The 300-nt window shown below is 63.7% G+C and carries 1 protein-coding gene; it reads left to right on the top strand.

Translation table 11 applies throughout. The features are described from left to right. Nucleotides 1-300, top strand: a 300-nt coding sequence (locus EN807_RS34415) for a DnaB-like helicase C-terminal domain-containing protein (RefSeq protein ID WP_281405269.1), incomplete at both ends; no start/stop codon positions are given.

Consider the following 300-nt stretch of genomic DNA (forward strand, 5'->3'; position numbering starts at 1 on the left):
CTCGAAGATCCGCCGCGGCGAGATCACCGAGATGGATTTCGAAAAACTCGTCGCCTGCTCGCAGACGATGCAGAAGATCCCACTGTTCATCGACCAGACCGGCGGCATCTCGATCGCCCAGCTTTCCGCCCGCGCGCGCCGCCTGAAGCGCCAGCGCGGCCTCGACCTCATCGTCATCGACTATATCCAGCTGATGCAGGGCTCCAGCGCCAAGGCCTCGCAGAACCGTGTGCAGGAAATCACCGAGATCACCACCGGCCTCAAGGCGCTGGCCAAGGAGCTCGGCGTGCCGATCATCGC

It is taken from the genome of Mesorhizobium sp. M5C.F.Ca.ET.164.01.1.1 (assembly GCF_004792125.1).
Lineage (GTDB): Bacteria > Pseudomonadota > Alphaproteobacteria > Rhizobiales > Rhizobiaceae > Mesorhizobium > Mesorhizobium wenxiniae.